This is a genomic window from Pedobacter sp. Leaf176 (assembly GCF_001424305.1).
GTDB lineage: Bacteria > Bacteroidota > Bacteroidia > Sphingobacteriales > Sphingobacteriaceae > Pedobacter.
Genome location: NZ_LMPD01000004.1, coordinates 48,056 through 61,248, shown reverse-complemented (window position 1 = coordinate 61,248; position 13,193 = coordinate 48,056). Strand labels below are relative to the sequence as shown.

Annotated in this window: 9 protein-coding genes and 1 pseudogene; 7 read left to right on the top strand and 3 right to left on the bottom strand. The window is 38.0% G+C overall.

Going from position 1 to position 13,193, the window contains the following annotated elements; genetic code table 11:
- Positions 1–81 precede the first annotated feature (81 nt).
- Complete coding sequence (locus tag ASF92_RS12760) at positions 82–861, top strand: TerC family protein (protein WP_056093460.1); 780 nt, start codon at positions 82–84, stop codon at positions 859–861.
- Here the strand turns inward: ASF92_RS12760 and ASF92_RS12755 are convergent.
- Positions 858–1,748, bottom strand: a complete 891-nt coding sequence (locus ASF92_RS12755) for a bestrophin family protein (RefSeq protein ID WP_056093457.1) — start codon at positions 1,746–1,748, stop codon at positions 858–860. The genes ASF92_RS12760 and ASF92_RS12755 overlap by 4 nt on opposite strands.
- 121 nt (positions 1,749–1,869) lie before the next feature.
- On the opposite strand from ASF92_RS12755, the pseudogene ASF92_RS12750 reads away from it, so the two are divergent.
- Both ASF92_RS12750 and ASF92_RS12745 read left to right on the top strand, forming a co-directional pair.
- Positions 1,870–3,389, top strand: a pseudogene (locus ASF92_RS12750) (MFS transporter).
- 3 nt (positions 3,390–3,392) lie between these two features.
- Entirely contained in the window at positions 3,393–3,629 is a 237-nt protein-coding gene (locus tag ASF92_RS12745; RefSeq protein WP_056093455.1) for a DUF6814 family protein, read from the top strand.
- Between the two features lie 77 nt (positions 3,630–3,706).
- On the opposite strand, the gene ASF92_RS12740 is transcribed toward ASF92_RS12745, so the two are convergent.
- Complete coding sequence (locus ASF92_RS12740) at positions 3,707–4,891, bottom strand: class I SAM-dependent rRNA methyltransferase (RefSeq protein WP_056093451.1); 1,185 nt, start codon at positions 4,889–4,891, stop codon at positions 3,707–3,709.
- A 64-nt stretch (positions 4,892–4,955) separates the two neighbouring features.
- Positions 4,956–5,990 carry a LacI family DNA-binding transcriptional regulator gene (locus ASF92_RS12735; RefSeq protein ID WP_056094456.1) on the bottom strand — a complete coding sequence of 345 codons (1,035 nt, stop codon included), beginning with the start codon at positions 5,988–5,990 and terminating at the stop codon, positions 4,956–4,958.
- A gap of 250 nt (positions 5,991–6,240) precedes the next feature.
- Here ASF92_RS12735 and ASF92_RS12730 point away from each other — a divergent pair, with 250 nt between their 5' ends.
- The 4 genes from ASF92_RS12730 (at position 6,241) to ASF92_RS12715 (ending at position 13,129) form a co-directional block, all read left to right on the top strand.
- Positions 6,241–9,447 carry a TonB-dependent receptor gene (locus tag ASF92_RS12730; RefSeq protein WP_056093448.1) on the top strand — a complete coding sequence of 1,069 codons (3,207 nt, stop codon included), beginning with the start codon at positions 6,241–6,243 and terminating at the stop codon, positions 9,445–9,447.
- A gap of 18 nt (positions 9,448–9,465) precedes the next feature.
- Positions 9,466–11,256: a RagB/SusD family nutrient uptake outer membrane protein gene (locus ASF92_RS12725; RefSeq protein WP_056093445.1), complete on the top strand. Its 1,791-nt coding sequence runs from the start codon at positions 9,466–9,468 to the stop codon at positions 11,254–11,256.
- A 99-nt stretch (positions 11,257–11,355) separates the two neighbouring features.
- A complete protein-coding gene (locus tag ASF92_RS12720) occupies positions 11,356–12,387 on the top strand; it encodes a pectinesterase family protein (RefSeq protein ID WP_056093441.1) in 1,032 nt (343 codons plus the stop codon).
- A 1-nt stretch (position 12,388) separates the two neighbouring features.
- Complete coding sequence (locus ASF92_RS12715; protein ID WP_056093437.1) at positions 12,389–13,129, top strand: rhamnogalacturonan acetylesterase; 741 nt, start codon at positions 12,389–12,391, stop codon at positions 13,127–13,129.
- Positions 13,130–13,193 lie beyond the last annotated feature (64 nt).

Here is a 13,193-nt window from a genome sequence, read left to right as displayed (position 1 = left end):
TTTTAAAACTAAAGCCAAGAAAAAAGTGTTGAATAATTCAAACAGCTTTTTTATATCTTCGCTTCATCAGATAAATAACCTATGGATTTTTTAAGTACGCCAGAAGCCTGGATTTCATTACTAACACTTACAGTTCTGGAAATCGTTTTAGGCATAGATAATATTGTTTTTATTTCTATTCTTTCGGGTAAACTTCCGGCAAATCAACAAAAAAAAGCAAGGCAGCTAGGCTTAGGCTTAGCGATGATCACCCGGGTACTCCTATTACTATCACTAACCTGGATAATGGGTCTTACCGCTCCATTGTTTAACATTGGAAGCTGGATTGGCATAAAAGGTGGTGAATGGTTTGAAAAATTAGCAATATCCGGCCGCGATTTGATTTTAATAATTGGCGGATTGTTTTTGATTTATAAAAGCACACATGAGATACACAACAAATTAGAGGGTGAAGAAGATGACGAAGGTAACTTAAAACCACATTCGTTTTGGGGAACCATAGTTCAAATTTTACTTCTTGACATTGTATTTTCTCTGGATTCAGTAATCACAGCCGTTGGAATGGCAGAACATCTGGAAATCATGATTGCTGCTGTCGTTATTGCCGTTATTATTATGATGTTTTCAGCAGGCGCCATAAGTTCCTTTGTAAATGACCATCCGACAGTTAAAATGCTGGCGCTTTCGTTTCTTTTATTGATAGGTGTTTCATTGCTGGCCGAAGGCTTAGACCAACATATACCTAAAGGCTATGTTTATTTTGCAATGGCATTTTCTGTTTTGGTGGAAATGCTTAACCTCAAAATGAAAAAAAACAGTAAAAAACCGATTAAATTAAGAAACACGCCTAAAAAAAATTAAAGAACATATTCTTCATTTATGGGCTTAACTGGTTCGGGAATCTCATCTTCTTCTAACATTTGAAGTAAATTAATCTCAATTGTTCTCGTAATCTGATTTAGGGGAATTCCTGCCGAATTATTTTCAAATGGATTAATTAGGCTCATGCCATTTACCTGGGTAGAAACGAACACGAAACCAATCATCCAACCCAGAAATATAGATGCGATACCTGCAGACTGGCTGATAACCAAAGTAAATGACACAACAAAGAGCCAGATAAAAACTTTGGTCAAATATGAATAAGTAGTTGGAAAAATTGTGTTTTTTATTCTTTCACTCATACCCATTGAATCAGAAAAACGGGTTAACATTTCGTTAATTTCTATAAACCTAAACCCATCAACTGCATTCGATTTAGAAAGCATTTGTAAGTCTCTGGATTGAATGTTTAAGAGTGCGTTATGCTTATTGCTGTGCTTTTCAATTTCCTTTAAGTCTTCTTCAGTGAGGTATTTAATGTTAATCCCATCAACAGTTCCACGTAAACTTGCCTTTAAAGCATATAGAAATGCGATATGTCGGTAAATCATTTTTTTAACGGTGCCGCTGTCATCATCCACATAATTGATTAGGGCTCTTGTAAATGAACGGGAATCGTTTACTAGAGCACCCCAAACTTTTCTTGCCTCCCACCACCGGTCGTAGGCCTGATTATTATTAAAACCTATAAAAAATGCGATTGCAGTTCCAAGAACGGTAGGTATAATTGATGGAATTTCAAAATGATGCGCAATTAAATATTCCCGAACCAGATAGGCAACCGTGCAGGAGGCAATCATAATTAGGTCTACATGCCAGGTATTCCGTAAAATTCTTGATAATCTGATGTTCTGTACTAAAAGCATAAATTTATTTTTCGTATGACTACAAAACTAATGATGAAATGTTTTATTTGAGAAAAATTTAACGCGCTTTTCGATTAAGCCTTAAATGTTTATCTTAGAAAAACCAAATATCACTAACTTTATGAGCGAAGCATTACCCAAAACCAGTATTTTTAAAGTTATAGGCGCATCATCTTTAGGAACACTGATAGAATGGTACGATTTTTACATATTCGGGAGTTTGGCTGTAATAATAGGCCACCAACTTTTTCCTGAAGATGCCGGGGCGTCGGCCCTGATAAATACACTTGCCATATTTGCTGCGGGCTTTATTGTTCGTCCTTTCGGCGCATTGGTTTTCGGTCGGCTTGGTGATTTAATCGGAAGAAAATATACTTTCTTGCTTACGCTCGTTTTAATGGGTGGTTCTACCTTCCTAATCGGCTTAATCCCATCTTATAAAACAATTAGTTATGCCGCGCCAATTTTAGTTTTAATTTTGCGGTTAATACAGGGCCTGGCTCTTGGGGGTGAATACGGCGGCGCAGCAACCTATGTGGCCGAGCATGCACCAAAAAACAGGCGCGGATTTTTTACCAGCTGGATTCAAACAACGGCAACCCTCGGATTATTTCTTTCTCTGGGTATAATCGTTATTACCAAAAACATTTTAGGCGCGGAAACTTTTGGCGAATGGGGTTGGCGCATTCCTTTCTTATTATCAATTCTATTGGTTGGCGTGTCCATTTACATTCGTATGAAAATGCATGAATCACCTATGTTTACTAAATTGAAATCGGAGGGGAAAATATCTAAAAATCCATTAAAAGAAAGTTTTAATAATAAGGCGAATTTTAAAATGGTTTTACTTGCACTTTTTGGTGCAACAATGGGGCAAGGCGTAATCTGGTATACCGGGCAATTTTACGCACAATCCTTTTTAGAAAACACCTGCAAACTCGATTTTAACGATTCGCGTTACATCCTCCTTGGGGCATTGCCTTTGCTACACCATTTTTTGTAATTTTTGGAGCATGGAGCGATAAGGTTGGCCGAAAGTGGATTATGCTTTCAGGTATGCTTTTGGGAATAGTATTTTACAGACCGATTTATCAAACATTTTTAGACGATACAGACTTTTCAAAAGCAAATTTGACAAACGCTACCTATCAGATGCCGAAGGTAAAACATGAACTTATTCCTAATACAAACGACAGCTTATACACATCAACAACGAAGATTACATTAAAAAATGGGGCTTCATTTAATAAAGTACAGGCAGATACCATTTCTATAAAATATGGAACTATACCAGCAAAGGCCATAATCAAAGATAAAGTGTTATCAACGCCAGTATTCTGGAAATTTATTGGCTTAATATTTTTTCAAATATTGCTTGTAACGATGGTATATGGACCTATCGCTGCTTTCCTTGTTGAACTTTTCCCAACAAAAATCCGGTACACCTCAATGTCTTTACCGTATCATATCGGCAACGGCGTATTTGGAGGCTTAGTACCATTTATCGCTACACTAATTGCAAGTTTTGAAGGGGCTACACCACTTTCTGGTTTATGGTATCCAATCGGAATCGCAGCCCTCAGCCTGGTTATTGGAACGGTTTATTTATCAAATAAAAGAGATGAAAACGTTATCGATTAAATTATGAATAAGTTAAAAAGAATTTTAGGATTAGTTTGGATGGCCCTGGGACCAATTGCGATGACTTTTTTATTCATACAGGCCATACATAAGGTCAGTTTAACCCATACAGATATCGAACGGACAAATGCCATTTTGCAATGGGGAATTATCATTTTTATCTTTTTCCCGATATGTTTAGGATTGATGATTTTTGGCTTTTACGCCTTAAAGGGCGAGTATGAAAAACTTGAAAGTTAGCAGTAAGTTTAAGGCCTTGGTTGCCACAGAAACATGGATCACAGAAATAAATTCCGGGTAATCCGTATCAATATTTTTTATAAAACCCGTAATAACAACCCTTTTAAATATTCGCCTTCAGAAAAAGAAATTCTTACCGGGTGATCTTCAGGTTGACAAAATTGCTTAATGATCTGAACTTCTTTTCCTGCATCAAGTGCAGCCCAGGCGATAATCTGTTTAAAGGTTTCGATATCAACTGCGCCAGAACAGGAAAAAGTCGCCAGCAAGCCGCCTTTTTCCAAAAGCAACATACCAAGCCTATTTAAATCTTTGTAGGCCCTTGCTGCCCTGTCTAAAGCCGAACGGGAAGGCGCATATTTTGGCGGGTCTAAAATAATAATATCAAACAATTCTCCCGATTCTTTAAAAGCCCGCAATTGTTTGTTTACATCAGATTGTATTGCGGTTACTTTTGTGGCATCAAAATTATTTAATGCAACATTTTGTTTCAAAGTATCAATTGCTAAAGCAGAGCTATCCACCGCTGTAATGCTTTTAGCGTTGTTTACTAAACTGTTTAAACTGAAGCCTCCGCTATAACTGAAACAATCCAAAACTTTTTTGTCTTTGGTGTAGCTTGCCAAAATTTTTCGGTTATCACGTTGATCGCAATAAAAACCCGATTTCTGGCCTTCGGCTATACTAATATTGTAAGCTACTCCGTTTTCTTTCACTTCCAAAAATTCAGGCGGATTTTCACCCCAAAGCAACCCGTTTTCAATTGGCAAACCCTCGTGGCCCCGGGCTGTCGCGTCACTTTTATCAAAAATTCCTTTCGGATTTAATTCAGTGCGAAGAATATTAACAATATCAGATTTTACTTTTTCAATACCTGAACTCAGTATCTGAAGTGACAAGAAATCAGCGTATTTGTCTACTATTAAGCCGGGTAAAAAATCAGCTTCGGAAAAAACTAAGCGACAAGTGTTTGTTGTTTCAGATAAAATAAACTGGCGGGAAGCAATAGCCTGTTTCAACCGATTTTGATACCAGTTTATGTCAATGAGCTGCGTTTCATCCCATTCTAAAAGGCGAACAGCCACACGAGAATTACTATTAAAATATCCGTAGGCCAGAAATTCATTATCAAAAGCAAATACTTTCACAACATCGCCATCTTCAGGCTTCCCTTTAACTTTTTCCAAAGCCCCGGAAAATACCCATGGATGCCTCTGCAATGCTGCTTTTTCTTTACCCTTTTTTAAAATGATATCTACCATGGAGCAAAGGTAATAATAAGTTTTTTTATGTGGATTACGATAAATGCAAACTGATGTTCAGGAGTTAAAGGAAGCGGTTACCCAGATTTTTCTGCATTCTAACCAATTCAGTATCTAAAATCTTGGTTTCGAATTCGGTAATTGGTCGCTTTGCTTCAATCATAGAAATAAGCAACTCGGTAGCCACTTGTCCAATCTCAAACGCGGGTTGTTTTACTGAAGTTAACGATGGACTAAAAAGTTCAACAAGATTGGAATTTGTAAAACCTGCGATAGCGATTTTATGGGCGACCTCCGGATTGGTTTTTTTCAAGGCCATTATACAGCCGGTTGTAAGGCGATCACTTGATATAAAAATTCCATCTGGCTTTAAAGGCAAAAGCGCTTTGACAGCATGCTCTAATTCTGCGCTATGCATGCCTCCATGTTGGCAAAATTTAACCAATTCCGATTTAAATTGGATGTGGTATTTAGCCAGCGCCGCTTTATATCCTTCCAGCCGCTCTTTTGTATTAGATAAGGTTTCGGAATTTGTTAAGTGGGCAATGGTTCTCTTTCCCGACAAAATAAGGTGCTCAGTTGCATCAAAGGAGCCTTTGAAATTGTTGGCGATTACCTTATGTGTTTCGAAATTATCGGGAACCCTGTCAAAAAAAACAATTGGCAAACCTTTCGCGTAAAAATCTCTTAAATAATCAATGTCTTGAGTTTCGGACGAGAGCGCAATCAATAAGCCGTCAATTGAACGAGAAGCAAGGTGTTCAACATTCAGCCTTTCCTGTTTATACGATTCATGGCTTTGAGATATTATTACATGATAATCTTTTGCATAGGCAATAGATTCGATGCCATTTATAACCTGAGAAAAAAAGTTATTTGCAATTTCACTAACGATAATTCCAATGGAGTAACTTCTTCTCTCTTTCAAACTCCGAGCAATTGGATTTGCACGATAGTTTACTTTTTCGGCATAGGCCAAAACAATCTTTTTGGTTTCATCACTAATTTCGTAACGATCTCTTAAAGCGCGGGAAACTGTAGAAGTTGAAAGCCCGAGGGCTTTAGCAATATCTTTTATAGTTGATGTTTCGAATCTCATTTTTTGAACTTGCATCCAAATTACAAAAAATATCACGATAAGCCGCGGAAAGGCTATTTTTATAAACGTCAAAAGTACGTTTTTGGGAACGATTGCACAGATTTTTAGTTAAAACTATTCTCAAGCGGTTTTTAGTTTGTAAAATTGTTATCATATATAACCAAATATTAACTATGAATATTCTCTTTACTTAAGAATTATATTCTACATGCAAGCAGTTGTGTGGTCAAAAATCTAAATTCAAAATGTTATGAGCAGAATTTTACTCTTATTCAGTATTTTCACTTTTTATTTCGGGATAGCCAACGCTCAAACCAAGCAGGTAAGCGGAACGGTTTCCGAGCAAGGTGGTGAAACAATTCCAGGTGTAAGTGTTATCATTAAAGGAACCAAAACTGGCACCCAAACAGACGATAATGGCAGATTTACTATATCGGTTGCTCCCGGAGCTGTGTTGGTTTTTAATTACATCGGCTACGCATCCAAAGAAGTAACTGTTGGAAACCAAACTAATTTGAAGGTATCGCTTCAATCAAGTGCTAAAGACCTTGATGAAGTTGTTGCAATTGGTTACGCGACCGTAAACCGAAGGGATTTAACAGGTTCTGTTTCATCTGTTGGCGCTAAACAATTGAAAGACATTCCGAATAACTCTCTGGCTGAAGCCATTTCGGGAAGACTTGCGGGTGTACAAATCACTGTTTCGGAAGGAACGCCAAATGCAAGTGCACAAATCAGAGTGCGTGGTGGCGGTTCTATCACACAAGATAATACTCCTTTGTATGTTGTTGACGGTGTTCAGGTAGAAAATGCATTATCAGTTTTATCTCCTCAGGATATTGAAAGCATTGATGTTTTGAAAGACGCATCGGCGACAGCAATTTATGGTTCGCGCGGTGCAAACGGTGTGGTGCTGATTACAACAAAAGGTGGCCGTGAGATGAGAACAGTGATCAATTACAATGGTTTAGTTGGCTTTAGGCAGTTAGCAAACAAGCTGGAAGTGATGAATCCTTACGATTTCGTCAAATATCAGTACGAAGCAAGTCGCGGTAACGCAACCAGCGAGAACTTATATGCCGGTTATTATGGTACTTTTAATGATTTAGAGAGCTTTAAAACAACGCCGTTTGTAGATTGGCAGGAAGAACTGTTCGGTCGCAACGCATTAATGCAAACACATAATGTAAGTGTTACCGGCGGTGATGCAAAATCAACTTTTAACTTAAGTGTTACTTCAAATACGGAAGACGGTGTAATGCTTGCTTCTGATTTCGACAGAAAACTAATCAACTTTAAGTTCGACCATAAATTCAACGATAAATTGAAAGTTGGTTTCAACGTCCGCTACAATAATACGGTTGTAAACGGCGCAGGAACCAGCAGCGAAGGCTCGTCATCATTAAACAGATTACGCCAGGCGGTTAAATACCGCCCTTTATTAGTAAAAGGTCAGGATATTTATGCTTACGACCCGGACTATGCAAGCGAAACCAATGGTAACAGCTTATCTTTGGTAAACCCACTACTACTAAATGAGGCTGAGTACAAAAAAGCATTCACGAATGTAACCAACTTCATCGGCTATTTTAATTACAGCATTTACAAAGGCATTTCATTTAAAAGTACTTTAGGTGTTGATCTTAATAACAACAGGACAAATGTTTTTAACGACATCATCACAAATGAATCGAGATTAGTTGGTTCTTCCCAGCCAATTGCGTCAATCGCAACAGCAAACCGTCAAACTATAAACAATTCTAACGTACTTTCTTATACAAACTCCGGCTCAAAAACGGAGTTTAGCAAACACCACAGTATTGATGCATTAATTGGCCAGGAGCTTTATCAGGATAAAATTCAGGCTTATTATACCGAGAACAGATTATTTCCTATCGGGATAACTGCCGAACGTGCCTTGTCAAACATGGCCTTGGGTACAACGCCGGCAGGAGCTGCAACATCGAGTGATTTAACCGCCAGATTATTTTCAGTTTTCAGCAGGTTCAATTATTCATTCGATAAAAAATACTTGCTAACCTTAACCATGAGGGCTGATGGTTCATCAAAGTTTGCCGAAGGGAACAAATGGGGATACTTCCCATCAGGTTCAGTTGCATGGAGAATTTCTGATGAAAAATTCATGGAGAAATTTAAAAATTCCATCAGCTTAAATGATTTGAAATTGAGGGTAAGTTATGGCGAAGCAGGAAACAACCGTATTTCTGATTTCCTATACACCACCCAGTTCAAACCAAATGCTTTTTACGATATAAACAATACTTTAATAACTGCCCTGGTTGCTACAGAACTTGCAAATCCTAATTTGAAATGGGAAACTACAGTATCTAGAAATATCGGTTTGGACGCAGGTTTCTTAAATAACAGATTACAATTCTCATTTGATTTATATAGCAATAAAACGAATGGTTTACTGGTTAATAACCCCTTCCCTTCAACCAGTGGTTACGCCTTTCAACTGCAAAATATTGGTTCAACGAGCAATAAAGGTATAGAACTTCAAATTAATGGTACACCGGTACAAACCAAAAATTTCTCCTGGTCTACAAACTTTAACATATCATTTAATAAAAATAGGGTTGAAAGCTTAGGGGATTATCAAAAATCTTTCCTGATTAACTCGGGCTGGGCAGGTACAAATGTACCCGCAGATTACCAGGTCGCAGTTGGCCAGGCGGTTGGTAAAATGTATGGTTTAGTTACCGATGGATTTTATAAAATAGAAGATTTTAATTATGCCAACGGCGTTTATACCTTAAAGCCGGGTGTTCCAAATAACTCAAGCGTTACTTCTTTAACACCAAAACCGGGCGTAATTAAATTTAAAGATTTAAACGGCGACGGCATTGTAGACATTACTAACGACAGAACGATTATTGGTGATGCAAATCCAAAATTTACAGGCGGTTTTAATCAATCATTTACCTACAAAAACTTCGATTTAAATGTATTTGTAAATTTCCAGGTTGGGAATGACATTTTAAATGCAAATAAATTAGAGTTTACAAGTGGTTATACTGCGAATGGAAATTTATTGGCAACCATGAATGGTAGATGGAGAAATGTAAATGACCAAGGCCTTGTGGTAACAGACCCGGGAGCACTAGCGGCGCTAAATGCAAATGCAACCTTATGGAGCCCGCTAACAAGTAATAGTTCTTTCTTCGTTAATTCTTATGCCGTTGAAGACGGCTCATTTCTGAGAATCAATAACATTACCTTAGGTTACACTCTACCTGCTGATTTATTGAAAAGATTTAAAATTAACAGGATGCGTTTATACGCTACGGTAAATAACCTGGCGGTAATCACAAATTATTCGGGATACGATCCGGAAGTGAATACACGACGTGCTACAGGTACAACGCCAGGAGTAGATTATTCAGCTTATCCACGTAGCAGAGCATTTATTTTCGGTCTAAATTTTACGCTATAACATCTAATTAGAGCAACAATGAAAACTAATTTAAAACTTATTATAAGCGGCCTTTTAATTACCGCCACCATCTTCACAATATCTTCCTGCAAGAAATTCTTGGAAGTAGAACCTATTTCATCTTTCGGCAACGACTACGTTTTTAGCAATGTTACCAATGCGCAAAAGGCACTTTTGGGCGTGTATTCGTCCCTTGGTGGCGACCAGGGTTATGGCATTCGTTTAAGCATGTATTATCCTTACGATAATGATGAAATGATGGGCCAGGGTGGAACACCATATCCGGATAATGAAAGAAGAGATATTGCTCACTACAATGTCCAGCCTGCAAACACACAATTGGCGGGCCCATTTAACCAATTGTATGTCGGTATCGAAAGAGCAAACATTTGCATTGATAACATCCCGAAAATGGATGCTTATACAAATGGAAGCGCATCTGACCAAAAAGAGTTAAAAAGATTATATGGTGAAGCTCTGGCTTTAAGAGCCCAATTTTATTTCGAAGTCATCAGAAACTGGGGAGATGTTCCGGCTCAATTCACTTCGTCCATCAATGTTTCTGATCCTTATAATGCCAGAACTGATAGAGATACAATCTACAATCGCATCATTAGAGATTTAGCTGTTGCTGCACCCCTTGTTCCTTGGCGCACAGAATCCTCTGTTACAAGTGATAGAATGAGCCAAGGTGCAATAAGAGCGTTAAGAGCAAGATATGCCCTGTTCCGTGGTGGATATTCTTTAAGACAAGATAAAACAATGAAACGTAATTCGGATTACAAAACATTTTATCAGATTGCTAAAGATGAATGCGCCATAATCATGGCAAGAGCCGACCATAAACTTAATCCAAGTTTTCAATCCGTTTTTAAAGACGGTATAAACGCACATAAATTCGAAGCTAATGGAGAGGTTTTATGGGAAGTTGGTATGACCGGCGGAAGCTCTGGTGTTGGCGACAGTAAATTAGGTTATTATAACGGTCCGAGGCAATTCACTGTTGCAACGCCTGGTACAACCGCTGCCGGTAATGGTGCCTTAACTATTTTGCCAACTTATTTCTATGCTTTTGATGCTAATGATAGAAGACGTGATGTTACTTGCGCGCCGTACGATATCAACCTCGATATGACTTTACGCCCACGGAGCTTAGTCACCATGCTGGATGGCAAATTCAGAAGGGATTGGCAGGTTCCATCGGTTACAACCAGTGCTTCACAATACTTTGGTGTTAACTGGCCGGTTATTCGTTTTTCTGATGTTTTGCTGATGTTTGCAGAAGCTGATAACGAATTAAATTCAGGGCCAACTGCTGCAGCTAAAGCTGCTTTCGAACAGGTTAGAACCCGCGGTTTTGGCGGTAATGCAGCATTAATCGGAACTACGCCTTCAGATTATGTCGGTTTCTTCAATGCAATCGTTAAGGAACGCCAGTTTGAGTTTGGTGGCGAAGGAATTAGAAAGTACGATTTAATTAGATGGAATCTGCTATCATCTAAAATTGCAGAAACCAAAGCAAATCTAACACTAATGGTAGCTAAGGCGGCACCATATAACAATTTGCCTGCAACCATGTATTATACGCCTAACCAACCTACAGTTGTATGGTTAAATTCGTTTTATGCACCATCGCCGGCTGCACCAGCGGGTTCGGCAAGTGTGGCCTGGAATGCTACGACGATTAATACAACATTACTGGCTTATTATTCGATTGCGTTTACGCCAAATAAAAGCGAGTTATTGCCTTTGCCTCAATCGGTTATAGACGCAAATCCTAAATTGGGAGGACAATGGTACGGTTACTAGTAAGATAACAAGGTACGTTTATTGAATATTAAAGGGCGGTTAATTATCGCCCTTTTTGCTTGTTGAAAAAATGATAAATTGCGTACAAACACGATAATTATGTTAGTTAAAAAAAAGTCGATTCTTCTCCGGAAAGTAAATTTTCTTATGGCTTTTCTAATTGTGATAAGCATAAATGCAGATGCCCAGAATAAGGTTTATCCCTCCGAAATTACGGTTGATAAAAGCATGAATGGAAATTATAAAACGATACAGGAAGCAATTAATTCAATTCGCGACTTGGGCGAGAAAGAAGTTAAGATTTTAGTTAAAAATGGAACCTACCGGGAAAAAGTAATCATCCCTTCCTGGAAAATTAAAATTCATATTATCGGCGAAAGCAAAGAAAATACAATTATCACTTTTGATGATTATGCAGGTAAACCGAATCCCTCCGGAAAGGATGCTTTTGGTATAGACAAATTTTCAACTTTCACCTCTTACACATTTTTAGTTCAGGCCAATGATATCTCTTTAGAAAACCTAACGATTATAAATGCTGCTGGCCGGGTTGGACAGGCGGTGGCGCTGCATGTAGAAGGTGATAGATTCGCCGCAAAAAACTGTCGTTTCTTAGGCAATCAAGATACGCTGTTTGCAACTGATGAAAACAGAAGACAGTACTATTTCAACTGTTTCATAGAAGGTACTACCGATTTTATTTTTGGTAAGGCCACTGCGGTTTTCGAAAATTGTACAATTAAAAGTTTAACGAATTCATACATAACGGCTGCGGCTACTTCGGCTAACCAGACTTTTGGTTTTGTATTTATCAACTGCAAGCTTATTGCTGCTGATGGTGTTAATAAAGTATATCTTGGCAGACCCTGGCGACCATTTGCTAAAACGGTTTTTATCAAATCAGATTTAGGTAATCATGTTGTTCCCGAAGGATGGAACCCATGGAAAGGTGATGCCATGTTTCCAGACAAAGAAAAAACTGCTTTATATGCAGAATACAAAAATACCGGCCAAAATGCCGGGGTTAAGAACAGAGTTGTTTGGGCTAAGCAACTAACGGATAAAGAAGCTAAACTATATAGCGTTAAGAATATATTAAAAGGGGCCGATACTTGGAATCCATTAAAATAACATGAAAAAGATTGCATTTAGAATTTCGTCTATAGCATTATTTTTGCTTTTAGCAGCGTTCAGTTTTATACAGCAGAGAACTACTGTTTATATTATCGGTGATTCTACAGCCGCAAATAAGTTGCCAAAAGCATACCCTGAAACCGGTTGGGGAATGGAATTACAGTCCTTTTTTAAAGCTGATGTTGTTGTTGATAACAGAGCACTAAACGCGCGAAGTACAAAATCTTTTAAAACTGAAAATCAATGGCAACCAATTTTGGACAAACTTGCTCCGGGAGATTATGTATTTATTGAGTTTGGACACAACGATGAAAAAATCGATAAACCGGGAACAGGTACATCTCTTGCAGAGTTTAAAAATAACCTGGTTAATTATGTCAATGAAACACGCAGTAAAAAGGCAATCCCTGTATTGCTTACGCCGATTTCAAGACGAAGCTTTAAGAACGGTATTTTAGTAGATACTCATGGTCATTATCCAGATGTTACCAGAAAAGTAGCCGATTCGTTAAATGTTCCTTTGATTGATATGCTTATTAAAACCGAGAATTTACTAACTAATCTTGGCGATTTGCCTTCAATAAAATTATTCAACTACGTCGATTCTGGCCATGTAAATTACCCTATTGGGAAAAAAGACGATACACATTTAAGTCCATATGGCGCTAAAAAGATTGCAGGCCTCGTTGTGGAAGGAGTTAAAGAACGAAATCTTGGCTTGGCAAAGAAATTGAGGTAGATTTGTTTTTTCATTATTGTGACCGTAGTGGAGAAACCTTTGAATTTGTTTACCAATTTCAAGG